The organism is Acinetobacter sp. SH024, from assembly GCF_000163635.1.
GTDB classification, from domain to species: domain Bacteria; phylum Pseudomonadota; class Gammaproteobacteria; order Pseudomonadales; family Moraxellaceae; genus Acinetobacter; species Acinetobacter pittii.
Map to the genome: position 1 here is coordinate 596,298 of NZ_GG753601.1, position 26,291 is coordinate 622,588.

General features: G+C 38.7%; 21 protein-coding genes. 5 read left to right on the top strand and 16 right to left on the bottom strand.

Going from position 1 to position 26,291, the window contains the following annotated elements:
* Positions 1-10: 10 nt before the first annotated feature.
* From HMPREF0013_RS15395 to HMPREF0013_RS15405, 3 genes are all read right to left on the bottom strand, one after another.
* A complete protein-coding gene (locus HMPREF0013_RS15395) occupies positions 11-1,441 on the bottom strand; it encodes an aldehyde dehydrogenase family protein (RefSeq protein ID WP_002118947.1) in 1,431 nt (476 codons plus the stop codon).
* A gap of 287 nt (positions 1,442-1,728) precedes the next feature.
* The gene (locus HMPREF0013_RS15400; protein ID WP_002118849.1) at positions 1,729-3,261 is read right to left on the bottom strand and encodes a pyridoxal phosphate-dependent decarboxylase family protein; all 1,533 of its coding nucleotides are present in this window, start codon (positions 3,259-3,261) and stop codon (positions 1,729-1,731) included.
* A 2-nt stretch (positions 3,262-3,263) separates the two neighbouring features.
* Positions 3,264-4,637 carry a diaminobutyrate--2-oxoglutarate transaminase gene (locus HMPREF0013_RS15405; RefSeq protein ID WP_002118718.1) on the bottom strand — a complete coding sequence of 458 codons (1,374 nt, stop codon included), beginning with the start codon at positions 4,635-4,637 and terminating at the stop codon, positions 3,264-3,266.
* Positions 4,638-5,104: 467 nt separating this feature from the next.
* On the opposite strand from HMPREF0013_RS15405, the gene HMPREF0013_RS15410 reads away from it, so the two are divergent.
* Positions 5,105-5,806, top strand: coding sequence for an SIMPL domain-containing protein (locus HMPREF0013_RS15410; RefSeq protein ID WP_005803821.1), 702 nt, complete (start codon positions 5,105-5,107; stop codon positions 5,804-5,806).
* A gap of 49 nt (positions 5,807-5,855) precedes the next feature.
* Here HMPREF0013_RS15410 and HMPREF0013_RS15415 read toward each other — a convergent pair whose 3' ends face one another.
* Positions 5,856-6,950: a fatty acid desaturase family protein gene (locus HMPREF0013_RS15415; protein ID WP_002118415.1), complete on the bottom strand. Its 1,095-nt coding sequence runs from the start codon at positions 6,948-6,950 to the stop codon at positions 5,856-5,858.
* A gap of 12 nt (positions 6,951-6,962) precedes the next feature.
* Positions 6,963-8,033 (bottom strand): ferredoxin reductase, encoded by a 1,071-nt coding sequence (locus HMPREF0013_RS15420; protein ID WP_005803823.1) that lies wholly within the window; start codon positions 8,031-8,033, stop codon positions 6,963-6,965.
* A 140-nt stretch (positions 8,034-8,173) separates the two neighbouring features.
* Between HMPREF0013_RS15420 and fabR the strand changes: the two genes are divergently transcribed.
* Together fabR and HMPREF0013_RS15430 are read left to right on the top strand one after the other, a co-directional pair.
* Complete coding sequence (gene fabR, locus HMPREF0013_RS15425) at positions 8,174-8,869, top strand: HTH-type transcriptional repressor FabR (RefSeq protein ID WP_002118668.1); 696 nt, start codon at positions 8,174-8,176, stop codon at positions 8,867-8,869.
* A 166-nt stretch (positions 8,870-9,035) separates the two neighbouring features.
* Positions 9,036-10,052: an AI-2E family transporter gene (locus HMPREF0013_RS15430; protein ID WP_002118525.1), complete on the top strand. Its 1,017-nt coding sequence runs from the start codon at positions 9,036-9,038 to the stop codon at positions 10,050-10,052.
* Between the two features lie 57 nt (positions 10,053-10,109).
* Here the strand turns inward: HMPREF0013_RS15430 and rapA are convergent, their stop codons facing one another.
* The 6 genes from rapA to HMPREF0013_RS15460 all read right to left on the bottom strand — a co-directional run bounded on the left by rapA (position 10,110) and on the right by HMPREF0013_RS15460 (position 17,081).
* Positions 10,110-12,947 (bottom strand): RNA polymerase-associated protein RapA, encoded by a 2,838-nt coding sequence (rapA, locus tag HMPREF0013_RS15435; RefSeq protein WP_005073250.1) that lies wholly within the window; start codon positions 12,945-12,947, stop codon positions 10,110-10,112.
* A gap of 144 nt (positions 12,948-13,091) precedes the next feature.
* Positions 13,092-13,730: an RluA family pseudouridine synthase gene (locus HMPREF0013_RS15440; protein WP_002118925.1), complete on the bottom strand. Its 639-nt coding sequence runs from the start codon at positions 13,728-13,730 to the stop codon at positions 13,092-13,094.
* Between the two features lie 132 nt (positions 13,731-13,862).
* Positions 13,863-14,567, bottom strand: a complete 705-nt coding sequence (locus HMPREF0013_RS15445; RefSeq protein WP_002118521.1) for a hypothetical protein — start codon at positions 14,565-14,567, stop codon at positions 13,863-13,865.
* 62 nt (positions 14,568-14,629) lie between these two features.
* The gene (hemL, locus tag HMPREF0013_RS15450; protein ID WP_002118795.1) at positions 14,630-15,928 is read right to left on the bottom strand and encodes a glutamate-1-semialdehyde 2,1-aminomutase; all 1,299 of its coding nucleotides are present in this window, start codon (positions 15,926-15,928) and stop codon (positions 14,630-14,632) included.
* Between the two features lie 42 nt (positions 15,929-15,970).
* Positions 15,971-16,582: a thiamine phosphate synthase gene (thiE, locus tag HMPREF0013_RS15455; protein ID WP_002118528.1), complete on the bottom strand. Its 612-nt coding sequence runs from the start codon at positions 16,580-16,582 to the stop codon at positions 15,971-15,973.
* Positions 16,583-16,697: 115 nt separating this feature from the next.
* Positions 16,698-17,081 carry a DUF962 domain-containing protein gene (locus tag HMPREF0013_RS15460; protein WP_016802513.1) on the bottom strand — a complete coding sequence of 128 codons (384 nt, stop codon included), beginning with the start codon at positions 17,079-17,081 and terminating at the stop codon, positions 16,698-16,700.
* 165 nt (positions 17,082-17,246) lie between these two features.
* Here HMPREF0013_RS15460 and HMPREF0013_RS25335 point away from each other — a divergent pair, with 165 nt between their 5' ends.
* Positions 17,247-18,710: a CYTH and CHAD domain-containing protein gene (locus HMPREF0013_RS25335; RefSeq protein ID WP_002118867.1), complete on the top strand. Its 1,464-nt coding sequence runs from the start codon at positions 17,247-17,249 to the stop codon at positions 18,708-18,710.
* 34 nt (positions 18,711-18,744) lie between these two features.
* Here the strand turns inward: HMPREF0013_RS25335 and HMPREF0013_RS15470 are convergent, their stop codons facing one another.
* Entirely contained in the window at positions 18,745-19,377 is a 633-nt protein-coding gene (locus tag HMPREF0013_RS15470; protein ID WP_002118705.1) for a hypothetical protein, read from the bottom strand.
* A 107-nt stretch (positions 19,378-19,484) separates the two neighbouring features.
* On the opposite strand from HMPREF0013_RS15470, the gene HMPREF0013_RS15475 reads away from it, so the two are divergent.
* Complete coding sequence (locus tag HMPREF0013_RS15475; protein ID WP_002118682.1) at positions 19,485-19,868, top strand: DUF3144 domain-containing protein; 384 nt, start codon at positions 19,485-19,487, stop codon at positions 19,866-19,868.
* A 61-nt stretch (positions 19,869-19,929) separates the two neighbouring features.
* Here HMPREF0013_RS15475 and HMPREF0013_RS15480 read toward each other — a convergent pair whose 3' ends face one another.
* From HMPREF0013_RS15480 to HMPREF0013_RS15495, 4 genes are all read right to left on the bottom strand, one after another.
* The gene (locus tag HMPREF0013_RS15480) at positions 19,930-22,692 is read right to left on the bottom strand and encodes a M16 family metallopeptidase (RefSeq protein ID WP_002118863.1); all 2,763 of its coding nucleotides are present in this window, start codon (positions 22,690-22,692) and stop codon (positions 19,930-19,932) included.
* Between the two features lie 122 nt (positions 22,693-22,814).
* Positions 22,815-23,630, bottom strand: coding sequence for a PhzF family phenazine biosynthesis protein (locus HMPREF0013_RS15485; protein WP_005803828.1), 816 nt, complete (start codon positions 23,628-23,630; stop codon positions 22,815-22,817).
* A 148-nt stretch (positions 23,631-23,778) separates the two neighbouring features.
* Entirely contained in the window at positions 23,779-25,173 is a 1,395-nt protein-coding gene (locus HMPREF0013_RS15490) for an L-cystine transporter (RefSeq protein ID WP_002118474.1), read from the bottom strand.
* A gap of 208 nt (positions 25,174-25,381) precedes the next feature.
* Entirely contained in the window at positions 25,382-26,263 is an 882-nt protein-coding gene (locus tag HMPREF0013_RS15495) for a LysR family transcriptional regulator (protein ID WP_002118709.1), read from the bottom strand.
* Between the last annotated feature and the right edge of the window lie 28 nt (positions 26,264-26,291).

Below are 26,291 nucleotides of genomic sequence, written 5' to 3' on the forward strand. Positions count from 1 at the left end.
GAATTAATATTTAGACTTTACTGATATGAACCGTTTGCCCAATCGTATTTTCAAGCAAGCCTTCCAGACCAAATTCAGCACCTAGACCAGACATTTTCCAGCCACCAAAAGGTGCATGAGGCAGAACCTCAGCATGGGTATTAATCCAAACAGTACCGCATTGAAGCTGACTAGCGTAAGTCTGTGCTGCTTTAATATCAGAAGACCAAATTGAGCCACCTAAACCAAACTCACTATCATTGGCACGAGCAATAGCATCGTTGATATCGGTATATTTTAAAACAGGTAACACAGGGCCAAACTGTTCTTCTTGCACCACGCGGCAAGAATCAGAAATTTCAGTCAAAATAGTTGGTGCAATAAAGTAGCCCTGCTCTGGTAACTGCTTTTGCCCAGAAAGTGCTTTTGCCCCCTGTTCAATCGCTTCAGCAATAAGTGCTTTCACTTTGTTATATTGCATTTGATTTTGTACTGGACCAAATGTTGTAGAAGACGCCATACCATCACCCACAACTTGAGCGTTGGCAATATCAGCTAACTTTTGAGATAAAGCTTCATATTGGCTTTCATGCACATATAGACGCTTTAAGGCTGCACATGTTTGACCAGCGTTTAAGAACGCCATATTAAAAATCTTGGCTGCAATTTCATCGATATTTGCATCAGGCAATACAATACCAGCATCATTACCACCCAACTCTAAAGTTAAGTGTTTTAGGTGCTGAGCTGCCCCAGCCATAATGTGCTGACCTGTTCGAGTTGATCCCGTAAACACGACTTTTTGTACATCAGGGTGAGAAGATAATGCTTCACCAATCTCACCAGCACCAACTACAATTGAAATTACGCCAGCAGGAACTTCTTGCTGAATGATTTCACATAAACGTAAAGTCGATAGTGGGGTGTATTCAGAAGGTTTACTAATGACAACGTTACCTGCACGCAATGCAGGCATGATATGCCAAACCGCAATCATCAATGGCCAGTTCCAAGGAGTAATTGAAGCCACTACACCTAATGGTTGGCGATGGCGCTCAATACGCTTGGTTTCACTGTCTTCAATTACTTCTACTGGTAAATCCATAGTAGCTGCGTAACGCGTCCAGCCAATTGCGCCCTGCACTTCCATTTGAGCAAGTGCGAGTGGCTTACCCTGTTCAAGCACAACCAACTCTGCGAGCATTTCAGCGTGCTTTTCAATGCCATCTGCAATCTTGCTCAAGATTGACTTACGCTCTTCGTGTGAAACTTGTTGCCAAGCTTTAGATGCTTGTTTAGCAGCACTCACTGCCTGATTTACCTGCGCAACCGAAGCTTTTGCACAACGTGCAGCAGTTAAACCTGTAGCGGGGTTAAGAATTTCTAGCTCGCCTTGCTCACCTGAACAAAGTTGACCGCCAATAATGAGTTTAAATTCATTGAGCATATTCGCTTGTTGCATTTCTTCTTCCTTGTCTTAATTGTAATTACAGCCACTTACTTTTTTCAGTTAAAGCGGGATTATTCAAAGTAAGTATGATATTGATATATCAATGTGACCAAAAATATTGGGGACATACCAATACAATAAGAAATTTGCTCCCCATAAATCATGCATAATTATTTTTGTTTTTTGAAAATATGCATGATTTGTGCATGTATTCTTTTCTTCATACACAATTCAAATAAAAATAATCTGCAATAAAAAAGCCCGGCAATAAACCGAGCTTTTTTTTGTTATCAACTCAATTAGTCGATTGGTGGTACATAGTTACCAGAAGCAATTGCATCTTTAATGCGGTCAGCTTCAGCCAATACTTGACCTAAAAGGTTTTTAACGTTTTCAAATGTCACAACAGGGCTTAATGTTGTCATTTTCAATGACTGTACATTACCAACTTTTGTTACACCGATATTTGCCTCACCACGTGCAAACAATTCGTCCGCTACGTTTTGGTTCAAGCTATCGATAAACTCAACTGGGTAGCCTTGTGGCACAACACGGAATAATACCGAAGCAAACTGAGGCTCAACTAAAAGTTCTAAACCATCAGTTGCCTTAATGTAATCTGCAACTTCACGAGTAAGTTTTACACCATGGTCAATCATTGAACCATAAAGGTCTTCACCTAGTGATTCGATTGTCATCCACAATTTCAATGCATCAAAACGACGAGTCGTTTGTAATGATTTAGACACAAGGTTTGGTACACCGTGCTCTTCGTCATAAGCAGAATTCAAGTATTCAGCTTCGTAGTGCATGAAACGATAGTTCGCTTCATCTTTCAACAAGAACGCGCCACAGCTAATGCTTTGGAAATAATGCTTATGGAAGTCGAGGGTAATCGAGTCAGACAACTCAATACCATCAAGCATTGCACGATAGTCATTTGACAGAATTAATGCACCGCCCCATGCCGCATCGATATGCATCCATGAACCATATTTATTGGTAATTTCACGGATTTTCTTCAATGGGTCAATTGCACCAGCATCGGTTGTACCTGCTGTCGCAACGACACAAGCAACAACTTTACCTTCAGACTGAAGATGCGCCATCGTTTTTTCGAGAGCATCTACATCCATCTGTGCATTTTCATTCACAGGAACAGTCACAACTGACTGGAAACCCATGCCCATCATTGCCATGTTCTTTTGCACAGAGAAATGCGCATTTTCAGAACAAATGACTTTGACATTTTTCATTGCATCGGCAGGAATACCATCACGCTGTACAGACCATGGGTTACCATTTTCGTCTTTCCAGTTTTTCGAGATGCACCAGTCACGAGCAAGCAATACACCCATCAAGTTAGATTGAGTACCGCCAGAAGTGAAAACACCAGCCTGACCAGAACCATAACCTACTTTTTGACGCAACCAATCAATGAGCTGAACTTCCATTAATGAACCTGCCGGGCTTTGATCCCATGAGTCCATAGATTGGTTAGTTGCATTGATTAACACTTCCGCAATCTGGCTCATCACCATGGTTGGGCAGTGTAAATGTGCTAATGAATGTGGATGATGTACTTTCAAGCTTTTATTCAAGAAAAGCTCAATCATACGTTGAAGAGATTCTTGTACACCCATACCTTCTTTTGAAGGTTGGAAAGAAATTGCTGAACGCAATTCTTTAATGCTACCACCAGTGTACATCTTTTCATTTTGCAACCATGCTGAAACGGCTTTTACCGCTTCGCCCATTGCTGACTCATAGTCAGCAATGGATTGTGCATCATTGCAGAGTAACGCTTTACGATGTTCTGCAAAATCCACCATACTTATGCGCCTCGTACTGCAACCAATGCTTCTGCAATTGCTTTCTTAAAGCGAGCAACTACTTCAACACACTCGTCTTGAGTGATGATAAGCGGGCAAAGTAAACGAATTACTGTACCGTTACGACCACCTTTTTCAAGCAATAATTTATTGTTGAAACAAGCAGTTTGAATTGCAGCAGCTAATTGTGAGTCAGCAGGATGCGAACCAATACGATCAGCTGGTTTACGCTCGTCAACGATCTCAACACCGATCATTAAACCGCGACCACGTACGTTACCGATACATGGGAATTCTTGAGCTAATTTTTTAAATTCAGCTTGTAAGAAGTCACCACGCTCTTGCGCATTTTGAGCAAGATTTTGTTCGCTAATCGTTTTTAATACGACAAGACCAGTACCCATAGCAAGTTGGTTACCACGGAAAGTACCCGTGTGACCAGCAGGCTGCCAAGCATCAAATTTACGTTTAATACCTAATACTGCAAGTGGTAAACCACCACCTACTGCTTTAGACATTACAACAACATCAGGTTCAATACCTGCATGTTCAAATGCAAACATTTTGCCCGAACGTGCAAAGCCAGCTTGAACTTCGTCTAAAATTAAAACGATGTTGTGCTTTTCAGTCACTTCACGGATTTTTTGCAACCATTTTACTGGAGCTGTAACTACGCCGCCTTCACCTTGAATCGCTTCAAGAATAACAGCAGCCGGTTTTGTTACACCGCTTTCTACATCTTCAATAAAGTTTTCAAAGTAGTAAGTTAAAGCGTCAACACCAGCTTCACCACCTAAACCAAGTGGGCAGCGGTATTCATGCGGATATGGCATGAATTGTACGCCTGGCATTAAACCGTTAACTGCATTTTTTGCACTTAAGTTACCAGTCATAGCAAGCGCACCATGGGTCATACCATGATAACCGCCTGAGAAACTGATCACTGAGCTACGGCCAGTGTAAGTCTTAGCAAGTTTGATTGCTGCTTCAGTTGCGTCTGCACCAGCAGGACCACAGAACTGCAAGCAATATTCTTCTTTACCACCAGGTAAATATGCTAACAATGCTTCAGTGAATGCATCTTTTAAAGGTGTGGTTAAGTCTAAAGTATGCAATGGCAAACCACTTGCCAATGTATCTTGAATACTTTGAATCACCGCAGGATGATTATGACCTAAAGCCAATGTACCTGCCCCAGCTAAACAATCAAGGTACTGTGTACCTTCAACATCAGTAACCCAGCATCCTTGTGCTTTCGCTATCGCTAACGGTAATTTACGTGGATAGCTACGAACATTTGATTCCATTTGACTTTGGCGAGTCAAATAATATTCGTTAGTAGCATTAGTGGCAGGGTTAACGGAAGTAACGCTCATATCGGATTACCATCTCTGATAGGGGTAGAAAGAAATAAGTCTGGTGACGATTGGTCCTTTGACTCGGTGCTTTATAGAACTAGTAAAGACACTTATTTTATATCTTGTAACTAGGAGCGCGATGATACCTAATTTTACAAGAAAAAAAACGTCTTTTATGTACTTTACTCATCTAATCTTATTGAAAAAATGTATCATCCCAATAGTTATGATGAATTATCATCATACTATGTGACAACCTAAAGAAAATATTCTTTTTTTATATTACTTTGATTTTTTAAGTTACATTGAAACACTTTAATTTTAAGCTTTTAATTTTTAAAGACTTTATATTTACCAAAATTTAAAAAAATCTGATCTGAATATTACAAATACGCCACAAAATCTGCAAAAGTTATGCATAAGTTATGTTTAACATTTCCTAATGAAAAAAATTAAATTTATATTAATTTTTAAAGGAAAAATTTATGCGTACTTTAGCCGTCTCTACCCTTCTTTTAGGTTCTCTCCTTAGCCCTTTAGTTTTTGCTCAGGATGACAATGCTTTGAACTACAATATTGTGAATGTACAAGCTGAAGCTTCTCGCCAAGTTTCTAATGATGAAATGCATGCAACTTTATATATTGAAAAAAGTAACAAACAACCAGCTGAGCTTTCAAATCAAATTAATCAATTGATGAATCAGGCACTTAATGTTTCTCGTAAATATCCACAAGTAAAAGTGGAAACTGGTGCTCAAAGCACTTATCCAATTTACGATAACGATAGCAATAAGTTAAAAGAATGGCGTGGCCGTGCTGAAATCCGTCTTGAAAGTAAAGACTTTAAAGCTGCTAGCCAGTTAGTAAACGAATTACAGCAAAACTTCCAAACTCAATCGATTAATTTTACGGTTTCTGATGAACAACGTAAAAAAGTTGAAAATGAGTTAATGGTAGAAGCATCTAAAAATTTCCAACAACGTGCTCAAATGTTGACCCAAGCTTGGAATAAAAACCAATATACTTTGGTCACTCTAAACCTGAACACAAATAATTATTTCCCACAACCTGTAATGCGTGCCAGCATGGCTAAATTTGCTATGGCCGAAGCTGCACCAGCTCAAGACATGGCAGCTGGTGAGTCTAAAATTACTGTGAATGCAAACGGTTCAATTCAGTTTAAATAATTTGTTTCTCTAAAAAAAAGCCCTGATTAGTTCAGGGCTTTTTTTTGACTTATTTTTTAAAAGGTAAAGCATATTTAAAGATACGGCCTACCACTTGTCCAAACTGTTTAGCCAGACTTGCGTTGTTATAATTTAGACCATATTTTTTACATACAGCTTCAACTTTTGGAGCCATTTGGCGATAACGACGCGCTGGAATATCTGGAAATAAATGGTGCTCAATCTGATGGCTCAAATGTCCGCTTAAAATATGTAATGCTTCTGAACCTTTCAAGTTAGAAGAACCACGAATCTGGCGCATATACCAGTGACCACGGCTTTCTTCTTGTAAAACAGACTTTGGAAATACTTCTGCATCTTTTGTGAAGTGACCACAAAAAATAATCGTAAATGTCCAGATATTACGAAGACCATTTGCAACCAAATTACCAGTGAATACAGGTAAAGCTGCTGGACCTGCAATTAAAGGGAAGAAAACATAGTCTTTAAAAAGTTGTTTTCCAATCTTTTTATTAACAGGTTTTAACTCTTCCAAGAATTTTGCCATGCTCTTACGTTTATAAAGGACACGTCCAATTTCAAGATTCTGAATAGCTACGCCCCATTGGAACAATAAACAGAATGGGATGCTATAAACAGGTTGAAGTAAGAAACCTGGCTTCCAGCGTTGCTCTGGGAATAAACGAAGTAAACCGTAACCGATGTCATCATCAATACCTTTAATGTTGGTATAGGTGTGATGTTTATAGTTATGCGTTTGACGCCAGTTATCAGAAGTACCGACTGTATCCCACTCGTAAGTTTGACCATTAAATTTAGGATCATTCATCCAGTCATATTGACCATGCATTACGTTATGACCGAGTTCCATGTTTTCCATAATTTTAGAGAAGCCTAATAGGCCTGTTCCTAAAATCCACGCTGGTGGGAACCAACCTGCAAACAAACATGCACGACCTAAAAAGCTACTATAACGAATCGCAGCATAAACACGGCGGATATACTTAGCGTCTTTTTCGCCCAAATCATCCAATACTTCTTGCTTGATCTGATCGAGCTCTTTTGCAAATGCATCAAGTTCTGCTGGAGTCAAATCTCGATTTTTAGGATTTTTAAAATATTCGACTTTCACTGGCATATTCATAAGAGTTCTCTCTTAAAGATCAATAACTAGATCGGATTGTGCTGAGTTCACACAAATTTTGAGTAATTGGCTTGGTTCAGTGTTTTCACTACCGTTAAGTAAATTACGTGTTGAACCTTGTGATTTATTACAAACACATTTATTACAAATTCCCATACGGCAACCATGAGTTGGTTTAAGACCTTCATGTTCAAGGCTAACCAGAATTGACTGGCCTTTAGGAATTGCAATGACCTTATTAGACTGGATTAATGTGACATTCACATAACCAATATCATCAGCAGAGCTTTCATTTGTTAAGCTAAAGGCCTCTGTTAAAACGGCTGGAGCTTTTTCAAAAAGTTGCTCAACTGTCGCCACAAAGCCAGAAGGTCCACACGCATAAATTGTGCTGTTTTCCACATCATCAACTAATGCTAAATGCTCTGTATTTAAACGCTCATCATTTGGGGTTTCTTGTGTATAGAAAACCTGATAATTAAAGTTCGGATATTGCTGTGCAACTTTTTCAAAGTATTCAACAAAAGCTGCATCTGAACGCTGCTTTACCCAATATAAAAGTTGTACCTGAACTTTATCTAACTGCTGGCTTTGTTTAATCGCAGTAATTAGGCTTAACATTGGGGTAATACCACTACCCGCAGCCAATATAGTTAAATTCGATGTTTTGATGTTTTGTTGCATGTCACCATAAGGTTGACCAAGCTCAAAAACATCACCAATTTTGCTTTCAGAAATAAACCAGTTACTCACGATCCCATCAGCAACTTTTTTAACTGTTAAACGTAAGTGCTGCGCATCTATTTGCGTCAAACTATAAGTACGTTCATAGCGACGACCGGCAATTTCTACAATTACAGGATGATGCTGGCCTGCAACGCCCATTTTTACTAGGCGGTTGCATTTCAGCGTCAGGCTCACCATGTCATGAGCGACAAATTCTTTTTTTACAATTTGAACAAGTCCGTGCTTTACAGACCATAAAGGATTAACTTTTTGTAGCCAGAAATTAGCCATTTCTTTATCAAAGATGGCTTGTGTCAATGAATTGAATAGAGAATTTCTCTTTTCGATTGCTTGCATAACTGAAGGCTCTGTCGCTCTTTTTTAATTATTATACACATGTATATATATTTGTATATACACCCGTACTTTTAATTACAATTTCACAAGTTCAGCTTCTAAGGCTATAATCCTGAGAGTTTACAAATATATTGAACAGCATGACCCAATCTTCACTTTCTCAGAACCTGAATGACACACCTCAACAACAAGATGTCATTGAAATTAAAACAGCTACGCGTTCTGTTGGAAGAAAAGCGACAATTACTAAAGAAGAACTTTTTCAGGCCGCTTTAAACCTCATTGGTCCGCAAAAAAGTATTGCTTCATTAAGCTTACGAGAAGTAGCTCGAGAAGCAGGAATTGCGCCAAATAGTTTCTATCGACATTTTAAAGATATTGATGAATTAGCTATTTCTCTAATTGACCGCGCAGGTATCGTTTTACGTAAAATTATCCGTCAGGCTCGCCTACGCGCTTCCTTGCAAGAAAGTATTATTCGTAGTTCGGTCGATATTTTTCTTCAACAGCTTGATGCCGACGAAGGCAATTTAAGTTTACTGCTCCGTGAAAGTTTTACAGGTTCAGCTTCTTATAAAGCTGCCGTAGACCGTCAACTCAACTTTTTTCAGCAAGAGTTGCAAGAAGATTTAATCCGTCTTGAGCGTTTAAATAACAATCACCTCTACCATCCAGATCTTGTTGCAAAAGCAATTACTCAACTTGTGTTTCACATGGGTGCAAAAGTCATTGATTTACCGATCAATCAACGTGCAGAAGTTGCTGAACAAACCATGATTATGATTCGGATGATTTTAGAAGGTGCACGTCATTTAGATGAAGCAAAAATTCGCTAAAATTATCTAATGAATGGCTTGTTGATGAACAGGCCATTTTTAAATCTAACTCCTCTATTTTCTAATAAAAATATAATTCACCAATTGAAGCTAATAGCTTGCCAGAGTATAAATAATCTTTCTGTTTGCTCTTTCTCCTATATTCCCAACGATCTCAGGGATCCACATGCAAAATTTGAATAATCGTCAAAGTCTGATTGCAAGCTACATTCTTATGGGCATCTTTTTGCTTTCGGTTATCCCCTTACATTTATTAGCAAGTTTTTTTGCAGGCTTTCTCATTTATGAAATTATTATTAGTTTAAGTTCGGTTGTAGAACGTTATATTGATGGCCAAAGAGCCCGTATTTTTATTAGTATTTTACTCAGTATCATCACCATCTCACTTATTGGTTTTTTCATCACAAGTCTAATTAGTTTCGTTTTATACGATCTAAAAGGTGTCGGCTTACATAGTATTAATAGCAAGGTTGATCAAACCCTTCTTCATTTGCAAGCAGAGATCACAAAGTATCTTCCAGGTTATATTCCTGATAGCGTGACAGATCTAAAAGACGAAATCTTTGCATTTATGAAAGATAACGTGACTACTCTAAAAAACACCAGTTCCGATATTTTGCATAACTTCGTGACTATGGTCATGGGATTAATTATTGGTATTTTGGTGGCAATACATGGTTTTCATCGCCGTACGCCTCAGCCTGTTTTTAAGTCACTGCTTATCCAGCGTATTCAAAAATTATCAATTTCATTTAAAAATGTTGTTTTTGCCCAAATAAAAATTTCAGCGATTAACACGCTGCTCTTTATTTTATTCGCCTTTATTTTGTTGCCGCTTTGGGGAGTTCACCTTCCTTTTGCCAAAACTTTAACTATTTTGACCTTTATGTTTGGTCTCATTCCAATTTTAGGGAATCTGCTTTCAAACACTTTAACGTTTATTGCAGCTCTTACCATTTCCCTAGGACTAGCAGGAGCAGCATTACTTTATCTCGTTTTGGTTCATAAGCTTGAATATTTTATTAATGCTAAAATTATTGGGCATAAAATCAATGCAAATGCATGGGAGATTTTATTAGCAATGCTAGTATTTGAGTCAATTTTTGGCTTAGGCGGTTTAATCGCAGCTCCAATTTTTTATGCGTATTTAAAGCTAGAATTAAAAGACGCTGGTCTCATCTAACTCAAAATCGATGTATGAAAAAAGCGCCCTCTCGGCGCTTTTTTCATTTTGAGTGAGTTACGGCTTAACCACAACTAACACTTGAATTGCTTCTGGTGTAACAGTTAAACCATCAAGTAAACTCAAGCCTTCTTTTTGCAGTTTCTGTAAACGCTCAATTTCGTCTTGACGAATACTTGGGTTGAACTGTTTGAGATAAGTTAAACGGTCAATTTCATATTGCCATTTATTGCCATAATGTTCTTTTGCTTGTTGCTGAAGCTGCGGTAAATCAACTTTCGCAATTTCTAACGCTTGTTTATAGCGCTGCTCAATGATATCACGGCGAGCTTTAACTACTTGGCGGCAGCTATTGCCATCTAAATGATGTAAATATGGTTTTAAAATTGTTGGATCAATCTTTTCAGATAAATCCTGTCCATTTTCACTTAACAACACGCGAATGAGTTGTTTCGGTAAACTTGATGGCAAGTTCAAAGATTTAGGTGCAACAACATCCACTTTAAACCAGACTTCAATTAATACTGAGCCCTGCTTTAACGCATTAGATTTAAGTACAGCAACATTGGTACTACCAAACGATTGTGTACGGATCATTTCCATAACACTTTCAATGAATGGATGCTCTAAAGTTAAATATTGAGCATCTTCACGAAGCTGAGCCTGATCGCGATAGAAGGTTGCTGTCATACCTTCTTCGTCTAAAGCCAAACCTTGCACTTGCATTTGGTCGGTTGGTTTAATAATCACCGTACCATTACTTTGCTCATCAAAGTCGATATTGGTTGATGACATGAAACGCTTCACAAACATTGGTAGCGTAGTATTGTCATCATAGTCTTCAAGGGCTTGAACAATTTCTTGTGCCACAATAGGACGACATGAATTATATTCAAGTAAACGATCTCGGCCAGCTTGAAGTTCAGCTTCCAAGGCTTGACGTTGAACGTTCACCTCTTCAAGCAAATCTTCAAATGTTTGACCTTGGTCTGCAAGTAAACAGTCTTTTAATTCAACAATAAAATTCTCTTGCAGCGTTTGCGCTGTCGGAGAAATATTGCTGAAAATATTCAGTGCTTCGTTATACCAACGGAACATACGCTCTTGAGCTGTTCCCACAAGGTATGGCACATGAATTTGGATACGGTTTTCTTGACCAATACGGTCTAGACGTCCAATACGTTGCTCTAAAACATCTGGGTTAGCTGGTAGATCAAATAAAATTAGATCACTGGCGAATTGGAAATTACGGCCTTCCGAACCAATTTCCGAACACAATAGAATCTGAGCGCCATAGCTTTCTTCAGCAAAATAAGCAGCCGCTTGGTCACGTTCTAATAAGCTCATGCCTTCATGGAACATTGCCGTACGAATACCTGCATGCAAACGCAACACATTTTCTAAAGATTCAACTACTGGTCCGCTACGCGCAATTAAAAGCACTTTTTTATGCTTAAGATCTTTACGTAAAATTTCCATTAACCATGGCACACGCGGATCATTTTGCATCCATGAACCATCAATTTGCGCTTCTTCAGGCCACATCTGCTCACGCAGTTTGCCATCTTTTGACCAATCTTCTGGTGCTGGTAATGGTGCTGGTTGACAATCACGACCTGGGAAGCCCTGAATGGCTTCACGTGTATTACGGAATAAAATACGTCCAGTACCGTGACGATCTAATAATTCGTGAATTGCTCTAAAGCGTTGGTCAGGCTGGTCTTCAATACTGTGACCTAATAAACCTTCTAAAGCAGATAAATGCTCTGGGGTTAAAGCTTGATCCGACATCAGCACTTCAGCAATTTTTGCAGTCTGCTGGTACTGAGTCTCCTCATCTAAGAAGCGCTCTAAACTACTAAAACGCTGTGGATCAAGTAAACGTAAGCGAGCGAAATGACTTTCTACACCTAATTGTTCAGGTGTTGCAGTGAGTAATAGTACCCCTGCTGTATTTTCAGCGAGCTCTTCAATTAAATCGTAGCGATCATTACCGCCTTCTTCTTCGCTCCACATCAAATGATGTGCTTCATCAACCACAAGCAAATCAAAACCAGCTTCTATGGCTTGCTCACGCAAATCATCATGGTCAACCATTAAGTCAACGCTGGCAATAATGCATTGCTCAGTCAAGAACGGGTTAAGCTCTGGATCATGTTCTTTAATAGATGCAGTACGCGTTAAATCAAACAGAGAGAATTGCAAGTTAAAACGGCGACGCATTTCAATCATCCACTGATACTGAAGAGAATCAGGGACTAAAATCAGAATTCGTTCTGAACGACCAGTTTTAAGCTGTTGGTGGATAATTAAACCAGCTTCAATTGTTTTACCTAAACCAACTTCATCGGCAAGTAAAACACGAGGTGCAAAGCGTTTACCAACTTCATGTGCGATATAAAGCTGATGAGGAATCAGGCCAACACGTGCACCGACCATCCCACGTAGAGGACTGGTCTGCATTTGTGCTTGCATCAACATCGCTTCAATACGCAGGTCATACCACTCTTTATAGTCAACTTGACTTGCAAGCAAACGATCTAAAGGTTTAGATAATTGAATTTGCGCACCAATACGTGTTTCATTAAGCGCTTTACGCTCTTGCTCGCCATTTTCTAAAGTACGAACAACGTTGTAACGCAAAACGCCATGACGGTCTTCAACAGACTCAACGATCCACTTTTGGCCTTCTTGATCTTGAACTTCATCATTCGTATTGAAGATGATACGAGATAGTGGAGCATTATTACGTGCATATACACGTGTCTCATCACTTTTGGGGAATAAAATGCTGACAGATCTTTCATCTACATCAATAAGAACACCTAAACCGAGCTCAGTTTCTGTGTCTGATAGCCAACGTTGACCAATAGCATACTGCTGCAATTTTTCCACCTTTCTCTCAAGTTCGCACTACATATTGTACGATGCAAATTAGCTTATTTTTGCATCTTTTTATGTAGTCTTTAAAGCAAAATTTTGAAGCAAAAACCAATTAAATTGCTTTGCTACAAAAAATCACGCATTAAAATTTTTACATTAAAACGGTACAGGACAGTCAAAAGTTAATGTTTCTGCTGTGACAGGATGATTAAAACTTAACTGTTTGGCATGCAAACATAAACGCGGAACAAGTTGCTGCTCCGGTGTTGCATACAGCGTGTCACCTACAATTGGATGCCCAAGATATTGCATGTGTACACGGAGTTGATGAGATCGGCCCGTAATTGGTGTTAATTTGACACGAGTTACAGGCTGTCCCTGAATCTGAAAATGTTCTATTGCCTGCCAATGTGTTAAAGCAGGCTTATTGTGAGAAGCGTCGACAATATGTAAAGGTGGTCGGCTTGGGTCATAGATGACAGGAATATCTACAGTCCCCTCACCCTCTAAATGACCTGCGACAAGCGCTTCATATATTTTTGAAGTCTGACGATCTTGAAATTGACGTGCAATTGCACTTTGACCGAGCTTCGATAAACCAAATACTAAAATACCTGAAGTATCTCGGTCTAGACGATGAATGAGCAAAGTTTTAGGTTCAATTGCAACCAACCTTGTCAAAACGCTATCATGTAAATCACCCTTACCAGGAACACTCAAGATGTCCGAAGGTTTATGAATCACCATAAAATCATCATCACGATAGATCAGATGTTCACTTAGAAAATCACTCAAAGTTGTATTCCCAAGGTAAGATGAAAAACAAGCGGGCAATAATAAAAAGCTTACGTCCGAATTACAATGCCGTTCGGGTAAATTAACAGCAGAATTTGCAAATATTATGGATCACTTGAGGTCTATAGTCAGTCAAGGCTTCAATAACTGCATAATATGTTGCAATGTCGGTGCTTGCATTATCTCTTCAGCACTTAAGCTCGCACCATTTGCACGCCATAGATCGACCAAATAATTCACAGCAGACTGATCTAGTCCGTAGTTTCTTAAATCAATTTCAGGATGGATCTCCATAGGATGTCGCCCCACATGTTCAGCAATTGCCAATAAGATTCCTTTATCTGACAAGATATAAGAGGACGGCGTACTTAAAGACCATAACCGCATTAAGCTCTGCGTATTTAAATGTTTTATATGGTCAAAACTGATCTTTTCAACCCATTGGATATGCTGCTCTAGATTAGCCGCCAAGATCGCATCATTTACAACACTGACCTGATCTGTAATCGATAAAACAAGCTGCATGACTTGTTTAAACAGAGGCGACAAATCACCTGCCATCATAACTTGGGCTTTAGTATTTGATGACAAACGCTGACCAAGCTCCAACATGGTTTGTTGAAGCTGAGATGTCTCAATAAAAATAATTGGAATTTCAAGTGATTGAGCGCGCTTAATCAACAATTCCAAATGATTCGCCAATGGTTGCTCAGACCAATCTGCTCGTAGTTTAAGCTCATTGAGCCCAACCATGAGCAAAATACTTTGCGCTGACTCAATTGACCAATTTGAAGTACTTGCAGCTAATTGGATTTTTCGAGGTAAGGGATAAAACATTATTCTCTACAAATATAAAAATAGCTCAAATTAAAAAGCCCGTTTAACACGGGCTTTTTTGCTTACTTCATTTCAGCGAATGTTTCTTTTGCAGCCTGAATCGTAAATTCAATATCTTCATCAGAATGTGCAGATGAAATAAAGCCTGCTTCAAATGCTGAAGGTGCCAAGTTTACCCCACGCTTTAACATGCCATGGAAGAACTTTTTGAAAGCCTCAATATCACATGCCAACATTGAGTCAAAGCTTGTAATATCTTCTTGGTCAGTAAAGTAAAGACCGAACATTGCGCCAGCTTGCTGAGTCTTAAATGGAATACCCGCTTCATCAGCTGCAGCTTGTAAGCCTACAAGTAGCTTTTCAAGTTGAGCAGATAATTTGCTGTAAAAGTCAGGTTGGCGTAAATGTTTAAACATTTCAATACCAGCACGCATAGCAAGTGGGTTACCAGATAATGTACCGGCTTGGTATACACCGCCTAAAGGTGCGATACATTCCATGATTTCACGCTTACCACCAAATGCACCAACTGGTAGACCTGCACCAATAATTTTACCTAAAGTCGTTAAATCAGGTTTAACGTTATAAACCGATTGCGCACCACCTAAAGCAACACGGAAACCTGTCATCACTTCATCAATAATGAATACAGATTTATATTCATCACAAATATCACGAATGGCTTGTAAGAAACCGTCGATTGGTTTCACCATATTCATGTTACCTGCGACAGGCTCAATAATAACGCCCGCAATTTCATGACCAAATTTAGCAAAGCATTCTTTTAATGCAGCAATATCGTTGTAAGGTAACGTTAAAGTGTGTTTAGCAAAATCAACAGGAACACCTTTCGAAGTCGGTTCACCTTCACCTAAAGTCAGTAAACCTGAACCCGCTTTTACTAAAAGTGAGTCAGAGTGGCCATGATAACAACCTTCAAACTTCACGATTTTGTCACGGCCAGTATAACCACGTGCTAAACGAATAGCAGTCATGGTTGCTTCTGTACCCGAGTTAGTCATACGCACCAATTCAATTGATGGCATGATTTCACAGATAATATCTGCCAGTGTTGTTTCGTGTACGGTTGGTGCACCAAAACTTAAGCCATCTTCTGCTGCTGTTTGTACAGCCTTAATAATCTCTGGATGAGCATGACCTAAAATCATTGGTCCCCAAGAACCAACATAGTCAACATAACGCTCACCATCGACATCCCATAAATAAGCACCTTTTGCTTTCTCGATGAAAACAGGTGTTCCTCCAACGCCATTAAAGGCACGTACCGGAGAGTTCACACCACCTGGAATGTGTTTGCTGGCTTGTTTAAATAACTGTTCTTGCTTTGGAGATAAACTCATGGAAATGCTCGTCTTAAATATCTAAAAAATAATTTTGAAAGCTTAAGAAAATAATTGTGCCCACGCCTGTACACGGGCAGGAATTTCAGCAGTTGATCGGCCTAATATATCACTAATGACTGCACAGAGGTCAGCCCCTGCCTCAATCACAGGTTTTGAGTTTTCAACAGTTAAACCACCAATCGCACAAATTGGTACATCATATTGAGCTGCTGCCTGCTTAATTACTTCGATCCCCACATTACCTGCTTCAGGTTTTGTAGAAGTCGCGTAAACCGCACCAAAGGCAACATAAGTTGCACCATCGGCAATAGCTTTTTGGGCAAGTTCTAATGAATTTAAGCAAGTACGGCCAATGATGACACCTTCTGGTAACTGCGATTTTGCATCGGTAATTTCACCGTCACTTTGCCCTAAATGCACACCTAATCCAAACTGAGCAGCCAGTTTTAGGTCATCATTAATCACAAAAGGAACTTGATATTTTTCACATAAAAGTTTGATCTGTTCAACTTCTGCGGGTTGGTCTGTTTTTTCTACTTTCTTACGGCGGTACTGCAAAATTGCGATCTGACGAGTTGCGAGTGCGGCATCTAGTTTTTCTAATAATAGTTGGATTGGGTCATCGTTGGTAATGAGGTATAAACCGCGCATACTCTACTCTCGCTTTAAAAAACTTGGCTAGTATAACGGATTTATAGGACATCATAAGTACCGATTGATCTAGGTCTAACAGTACCAATCGGTATATTTAGAATAGAAAGTAAAATTAGCTCGGAATTTTATCAAACTTACGGTCAACCAAACTCAAACGGCCACGTGCAACATCAGACAACATTCGCCAATCAGAAATAAAGCTATAGAAAGGTTGTTTAAAACTGGCAGGCTTATTTTTTTCAAACACAAAATGTCCAACCCAAGCATTTGCATAACCCGCTACCAAACCATAGAGCACATATTTGGCTTGCTTCTTACGGACTGCTTTTGAAAAAAAGTATAGACCAATGCTACTGCCCACCACATGCAAACGTCTGCTCATGATGTTACGGTGTTCAGTTAAATAAAAACGATAAAATTCCTGATAGTTTTTAATCGGCAATTCAAACTCTGGCTGAGCTTCATGGCTAAAGTTTATTGGTGCATTCACGATCATCTTCCTGATTTTTATTTGATCAAAACGTCACCTGATTGTACACCTAAATAAAAGTGTAGCGTCATATGTTTGATTGTAACTTTCTCTATCAAAACCATTATTTTTAGAGCTGAGCTATTATACTTATTCAAGATAGTCTAAATACCTGATTCAGGGAGATATATTATGGTCGAAGTCGAACTAAAGTTTCAGTTGCCTGAATCGAAGAAAAAAACTGTCCAGCAATACTTAAAAAAACACAAAGCAAAGAACATCCACTTACAGGCAAAGTATTACGATACACCTGATCGACTGCTTGCAAAAAACGGTATGGCCTTACGTTTACGTAAAGAAGATGATCAATGGGTACAAACATTTAAAGCCGCAGGTCAAAGCCATCTCCACCGTGTTGAAGAAGAAACTCATTTAGGCGTTTGTGACCAAGAACCTGACTTAAACCTTGAGTTATACCAAGATAATAAAGTGGTAACTGATTTAATTAATGCGGCCTTAGGAACGCAAGCTGAAAAACTAAGTTTGCAGTTTGAGACTGATGTACAGCGCACCTATCATGTGTTTGAAGCAGATAATACAGCGATTGAAGTTTGCTTAGATGATGGTGTCGTAAAAACAGCGGATGCACAAAGTGTAATTTGCGAAGTCGAATTTGAACTCAAGCAGGGTGCAGTGAAAACGCTTATTCAATTTGCGCAGCAATGGATTAATCGTTATTCACTTTGGCTTGATGTAAGAAGTAAAGCCGAACGTGGCAACTTATTAGCACTAGGGCAAGCTGCCTCACCTGCTGTTCATGCTAAAACTTTGACATTAAATAAAGATATTACTGCTGAACAGGCTCTAAAAAAGATTGTCGAAAACTGTTTAGGGCAATTCTTACCAAATATGGCTGTCATTGCCGATGGAGTTGCCGAAGCTGAGCATATCCATCAGGCACGGGTAAGCTTACGTCGTTTACGTAGTGCCCTTAAGCATTTTGCAGGTTGGTCAAGCGAGCTAAATCCTGTTTGGGAAGAACAAATTGCTGAGCTTTTCCGTAAACTTGGAGACACTCGTGATGAAGATGCGATTCGCACCGAAGTGTTACCTATTATTCAACAACACGGTTCACCTGAACTTTTACTACCAGTTTCAGCCCAGCCCTCAAAAGAACTCTCAACAATCTTTACCTCTGCAGACACAATTAAGCTATTACTCGATTTATTAGCATTTGCTTATTCAGAAGAAGATTCAGAGCGTAAAACTGGTGCATTAAAAAAACATATTAAAAAGAGTTTAGATAAGATACATCATAAAGTGATTAATAATGCTGAACACTTCTCTGAGCTTGAAGTGAATGAACAGCACAAAATAAGAAAGCAAGCTAAACAGTTACGTTATTGTGTTGAGTTTATTTCGAGTCTTTATCCAAATAAAAAAGTACAGCAATATTTAAAACAGCTACAACCTGTGCAAAATACCCTAGGTCAATATAACGATTTGTTTATTGCAGAAGGTATTTTTAACAATGTGGTTGAACAAGATCCGTCTTTCTGGTTTGCCTTAGGTTGGGTCAAAGCCAAACAGCCACAATTACAAAAGCGCTCAGCAAAAGCTTTACAAGCTTTTAGTGAGGTTGAAACTTTCTGGTAATTTATAAAAAGTCGCTGTAAACGTGCAGCGACTTTTATCGGTATTTACCAAATACTTTCCATACGCCGTTATCTGCTAACGGATCACTATAGCTATCGCTGCGTTGCTTTCTTGGCTTATCACGAGCATCTACCAATTTAAAATGCGGTTCAACCCCTAGCACAATCCCATTGGTGTAAAACCGTGAACGTGTATATTCGCTTTGTCCATGCTGGAATACATAGGTTCTTAAATCGATGAATTCACGGTGAGCAACCAGAGCCGCGGTATCATCACTTTGCAACCATTCTTGCATCGTAAATATCTGGTCTGTTTCAAACTGCCCGCATTTTTCAATAAGACTCGCAACACCGCGGAAAGTTTTAGATTCTTTTGCACGTGTTTTATTAATCCGAATTCGGTCTACATGAAAAAAGAATAGCGGTAAATTTAAATGACTTGGTAAATGAATGGCATCTGGTAATTCATCTTCCATAAATGGCTGAAAAAGCTCTTGTGCCCTTTCAATTAGCCCCTGCCATTGACGGTAATAATTTTCGACTTCTTCTTGCAAGCCATAATAAATCGGCAATCCTTCAACATGCTCTAAATATTGGGGTGGGAAAACATGCTGGCGTAATAAAGCAATATCTGTCTTTAAACTTTGAATCGCAATTGCATCTTGCATATTAGTCTCTCCTACCAATACTTAGGCTATTTACAGACTAAGTCAAAGGTTTTGTTTCCGCAAGCGTTTGCCTATAATAAGCAGCTCTATTTTTGCGGGAATAAGTCATGTCTCAAAAGATTAATGCAACAGATATTACTGAAGAAGAAGCATTAAATGCTGTTTTCTTTGAGCGTGCGGATGAATTTATTAAACAAGCTAATGATTTTTGTCGCCCGCCAAAAGATAAAAAAGTTGATCCAGCTGAGCTACGTGGTCAAGTGAGCGCTGCAATGTTATTTGCTACTGCCCGCTTCAATACATGGGTAGCAGCAAATAACTTTAAAGATGGTAATGAAATGCGTGATGCGAAAGATCAGGTCATGTCTTATCTTCTTCAGCAATTTCAGATGATGCTTGAAGATAACTTCGATGAATATTGTGAACAATTCGAAAATTATTTACGTTTCCGTAAAAATGAAGATTTTCACGCGCACAAACATGATCATTAATATGATTTAAAGACCCAAATAAAAAGCCACATTTGAGTGGCTTTTTATTTGCGAGAAGACTTTATTTCTTTGCGGCCTGACCATATTGATCAGCCATCACTTCGACCAAATGTTCAGGTTTAATATACTTCTTAATTACTCTGTTAACGTCAGCAACAGTCAATTTAGTTAACTCTTGATCATGACGAATTCGGTCTTGCAATGTTTTGTTTGTTTCAAGCTGTAGATTTAACATGCCATGAATATTACGCTCATCTTCTAATGCCGTAACTCGTTTCTTCATGATATCTGCTTTAGCAGCTTCAAGCTCTTGCTCAGTTACCCCATTTTTAACCAAGTCATTTAACACTTTGTGTATTGATGCAGACACTTGTGCTGAGCGACCCGAAGTATAATTTGCACTAATACTCAAAGCTCCTACATTCGTGTCACGATCAAGTTGCAGCCCACTTCCAAAACCATAAACCAGCGCATTTTTCTCACGAAGCTCTTGAGCCAAACGTGATGAAATTTGAGACTCACCTAAAATATAGTTCATTAAAATGAGAGCAGATGCATCTGGATGGTTTTTCCCAACTGGAATTGAAAGCACACTTTGGTAGCTACCAAATTCACGTTGCTCTGATAAAACATGAACTTGCTGTGCTGGAAAATCAACGTGATCAATCAAGATTTTTTGATATGGTTGCTTACCGTTCCAACGACCAAATTCCTGATTTAGTAATTTCTGCATCTTCTTCGCATCAAATTCGCCTGTAATGGCAATTTGAGCATGGTTCATTGCAAAGAAACGCTCATATAACTCTTTCACTTGCTCTTGAGTTGCATTTTTCAACTGCTGTTTTGCCAGTTCAGGTTCGAAGTGATAACGCAAATCACCTGGTTGATATTCTTCAAGTAAACGTGAAAGTGTTAAACCCGCCACTACATCTGGCTCGGTATAAGGACGATCTAGGCTTGATAAGCTTTGCGATTTAATTAAATCAAATTGAGATTGTTCAAATTTTGGATTTTTCATCACATCAAGAACAAACTTGAAAAACTCATCAAATTTTTCTGATTTAGACTGAATATTAATGGTCATGCCATTGCCGTCAGCACTTGCATAAGCCGCGCCGCCTGCATCAATTGATTTATCGGCAATGTCTTGCAAACTGTATTTATCAGAACCACGGAGCAATAAGTATGAAGTTAGATCAACTACTGTGCCTTTATTAAATAAAGATTTTTCTGTTCCGAAGTCCATCGTAATCGTTGCGTAAGTACGATCATCGCGTGTTTCAACTGGGAATAGAGCATACTTCATTCCATTTTTTAGTTTTCCACGGATAATCTTTTTCTCATTGCTTTCAACATATTGCTTTGAAGTTTTTAAAAACTCAGCAACTTCTTGTTGATATACCTTAGGATCTTTTAAAGGTTCAGCCTTTGCTTCGACCTGATCTAGAGTTTTAGGTGTCTCTTTTGAATTTTGCTGTTGCGCTTTTTTCTGGTCTTCAGGTGTTGGCAAAATATCGCCATCAATACGATGATCAGCCACAAGGAACTGTTTTAAAGTTTGATTCACATCATCTAGCTTAACTTTTTCTACAGAATCTAAATCTTTAAAATATTGATCCCATTGCCCGCCAGCGACGGTGTAATCACTTAAACGTGACCCCAGTGCTACCGCATCTTTCGTGATTAAGTCACCTTGAGTTTTCATTAAACTTTTAACACGATTTAATTCAACTTCAGTAAACGGCTTCCCTTTTTCAATGCCTGCTAACAAAGAACTTTCAACTTTTTTAGGGTCATTACTTGGTGAATAAATAGCACCTAGAAACACCACGTTAAAATCTTGGTCTAACCAAGTACTAGCTTCAACATTTGTGGTAATACCTGTTTCCACCATGTTTTGGTATAGGTGACCACTTGGCTGCATCGTATATAACAAAGGAGCTAAAGCAAGTGTCGGCTGAATTTTGGTATTTTTACCATTCATATAGATATGGAATTTAGCCAGATCACTGCCCTTTTTCACTATGAATTGACGATTTTTCATTTTTGTAGAGTCAAGCACAGGAATCTGTACAGTTTTAGGAACCGCTCTTGCCGCAATTGGACTAAAATATTGATCTATTGTTTTTAAGACATCAGTCTTATCAAATTTACCTGAAATCACCATAACCGCATTATTGGGTGCATACCAGCTACGATAAAACTGGTTCAGTTCAGGCATCTTAATAGATTTAAGCTCAGGCAAATCACCAATCGGTAAACGACCTAAATATTGGTTACCATAAGCTGACTTCCACATTTGATCCATCAGCACAGCAAAAGGCTGATCCATACGGACTTCACGTTCACGCTTTACAATTTCAATCTCGGAAGGAACAAACTTTTCTTGAAGAACTAATTTATCCATACGCTCAGATTCAAGATACAGTACCTGATCAAGCGCAGTTTTTTCTGGACGAACGATATTAGTATATTTTGTTGAATAATAATCGGTGCTGGCGTTTGTCATCAATGTATATTGATCTAAACGACGCTGGAACTCTTCCCCTTTAACATTTTGTGTCCCCTTAAAAGCCAAGTGCTCAAGCAAATGAGCTAAGCCACTTTTACCTTGCGGGTCATTTAATGAGCCTGTTAAATAAATGGTATTAATAAAGATTTTATTTTCTTTGTCATTCGGTGCAAGCACAATCCGAAAGCCATTATCTAATTTATATTCCTCAATATTTTGCTTACTTTTTACTAGTGTAGTTTGTGCCCAAGACGCAGCACTTAAACCAAGAATACATAGGGAGAGTGTCAGTTGTTTAAACTGCATAAACATATAAATACCAATTAATTTGAATAATAAAAAATCAATAGTTGTGGGACTATAGTAGGAAATTTGAACTAACTTTCATAGTAAAGTTTTGAAAAAAAAGCCGTTTATTTAAACGGCCTTATATTTTAAGGAAAAATTTCAGCTTGCATATAAAGCTTCCCATACCCTGAAACTTCAATACGTTCCTGATTCAGGACATTGCAATATAAAACGCCTCCACGGCTAGAAGCCTGATAAGCAATAATATTATTTTTAGCAAGTTTCTCTGCCCATAATGGCGCTATTGCCGTATGAATTGAACCCGTAACCGGATCTTCCTCAATGCCCGCGACAGGTGCAAAATAACGCGATACACAATCATATTGTTGATCGGCTTTTGAGGTGATTGCAACATCCATCCCTGCAGTAGTAATCGCAGTCCGCTTACCTAAGGCTTTAAGTAAGTTCATGTCAGGTTGCTCATCTAACACGTCTTGCACTGATTCATATTCAACAATGTAGGCTTGAACATTTTGATAAACCGCTTTAAAAGGCTTTGTTAATGCTTGACGTAAAATAGCTGGATAATCTTCAACTTGATGAGCTTTACGAATTGGAAAATTCATTCTGATTTTACTGTCTTCATCTTGGTGAACCACAAAAAGACCTAAGTTTCGTACATGGAAATTAATTGTCTTTTTCTCGGTAAAATCTTTAAATAATACAAAAGCGCTGGCAAGCGTGGCATGCCCACAGAAATCAACTTCAACTGTTGGAGTGAACCAACGGATTTCATAGTTTTCAGAGTCTATAATTTTTACAAAAGCAGTTTCAGACAAATTATTCTCAAGTGCTATCTTCTGCATTAAATCTGTATCTAGCCACTCTTTTTCAACAACGACAGCGGCCGGATTTCCACGAAATAACTCTTTTGTAAAAGCATCGACTTGATACATTTTCATGATAGTACTCTCTTTTGTAATAGACTCATTTTCGAAAATTATTTAAAAGAAAAACAGATACAGTTTTTTTAGAATTAACATCACAGTAGCAATTTATGCCTATAAAAAACGGCTCATCCAGAATAGAGAGCCGTTTTTTTATTGATTTTTAATGATGTTGAGTTAACTCAATTTCATCTTCACTGTTTAATATTTCTTTATCAGTTTGACCCATCAATTGGCTCGTAACTACGCCAGCAGTCATCGAACCATTTACGTTTAACGCAGTACGTCCCATATCAATGAGTGGCTCGATTGAAATAAGAAGCGCAACCAACGTTACAGGTAAACCCATGGCAGGAAGCACAATCAACGCAGCGAAAGTCGCACCACCACCTACTCCTGCAACCCCAATTGAACTTAAGGTCACAATACCGACTAACGATGCAATCCACATTGGGTCTAAGGTGTTAATACCCATTGTAGGTGCAACCATCACTGCCAGCATTGCAGGATACAAACCCGCACAGCCATTTTGACCAATGGTAGCACCAAAAGAAGCAGAGAAACTTGCAATAGATTCAGGCACACCCAAACGACGAGTTTGTGTTTCAATGCTCAGTGGAATACTTGCTGCACTTGAACGGCTAGTGAATGCGAACGTTAAAACTGGAGCAACTTTCTTAAAGAATTTAAGCGGAGAAACACCGGTCATAGTCAAAATAATGGCATGTACGACAAACATAATCGCCAAGCCTAAATAAGATGCAACCAAGAAACCGCCTAGATTTAAGATATCTGCAACGTTTGAACTTGCCACGACTTTTGTCATAAGCGCAAATACGCCATATGGTGTAAGAGTCATCACTAAGCGCACAAGCTTCATTACCCATGACTGCAACGTCTGAATCGCAGTCAGAATACGTTGACCTTTTTCTGCGTCATCCTTCATTAGGTTAAGCGCTGCTATACCTAAAAAGACGGCGAAAATAACCACACTAATAATTGATGTTGGATTTGCACCAGTCAATTCAGCAAATGGGTTACTTGGAATAAAGGAAAGAATAAACTGCGGCACACTTAAATCGGTAACTTTGCCTACATAGTCTGTATTAATCGCAGTTAAGCGTGCAGTTTCAGCAGCACCTTGCACCAAACCTTTTGCAGTTAAGCCAAACAGGTTTGTAACAAATACCCCTACCAGTGCAGCAATCAGCGTTGTAAAGAGTAAAGTACCGATCGTATAAAAACTGATTTTGCCTAAAGAAGATGCTTGGTGTAATTTTGCCACCGCTCCCAAAATAGACACAAATACCAAAGGCATCACGACCATTTGTAAAAGTTTTACATAGCCGTTTCCAACGATATTAAACCAGCTAATAGATTCAGCAAGAATCGGATGGCCACCGCCATAAATCAAATGTAGTCCTAAACCAAACACTACACCTAGAACTAAGCCAGCCAGAACTTTTTTCGATAAGCTCCAGTCTGTTTTACGTGTTTGGGCGAGTAAAAATATTAACCCGACAAAAACCACAATATTGATGATTAAGGGTATATTCATTCCCAAACTCCAAATTATTGCTTGTGTCATCTTTCAAGGGGGCATATTTGACCATAGCCAGCCTATATAAACTACCCTTTTCCACAATTTTATAGCATCAAGATGATTACAAACCTCTGTGAGAATTTAAAATGACTTTTTCATACATATATATCACTTTTAATTTATAAATTAAGTTGGATATTTACGTATGAAAATCAATCACAACCTAAGCAACCTTTAATTCAAATTGTTGCTCAATAAAATGAATAAACTGCTTTAAATTGGTTCCCCATGTTTCAGGCGACTGGGCAACTAAGTAGGTAGTAAAATGAGCGGATTCAGTATTAAGTTCAAAACAACTTAATGACACTTTCTCGACTACTTTGTTTAGATATGACTTTGGCAATAAAGCAAAACCAACGCCTAATTCCACACAGCTTACAATCCCGTCCAGACTGCCCATTTCCATAATTTGTGAAGGCGGAACACTGTGATCATTTAAAAATAACTCGATTGCATGACGATAAGAACAACCTTGTCGAAACGCAATAAATCGGGTCTTTGCAAGCTTGGCAACATCTGGAAAGTGAGTTTGCTGTTTCGGACAAACCAAAACCAATTGTTCTTGCCAAACAGGTAAACTATACAACTCTGGAATTAAATATTTAGAAGCAACAAAAGCACAATCAACCTCTCCTTGCTGCACAGCGCTTAACAAATATCGTGTCGGGTGAGTTTGCAGCTCGATCGGCAAATTCGGATATTGCTGCATACATTGATTGAGTAATTGAGGTAGACGTATTGCTGCTGTCGTTTCCATACTGCCCAAACGAATGGTTTCGTTCGGGTCAATATCACCCTCTTGAAAGATTTTTTTCGCTTTATTATGTAGAGCAATCATTTGAACAGCATAACTATGCAGCTGTTGTCCGGCATTCGTTAAGGTCACTGGGTTATTACGATTGAATAAAATAACCCCTAACTCTTCTTCAAGCTTTTTCACATGGCTCGTGATATTCGATTGAACCGTATACATTTTTTGTGCAGCCAAGGAAAAACTTCCACTCTCTGCAACAGCTAAAAAAAACTCTAGAGACTTAAGCAACATATCACTATCTCAAAATAAGATAATTACC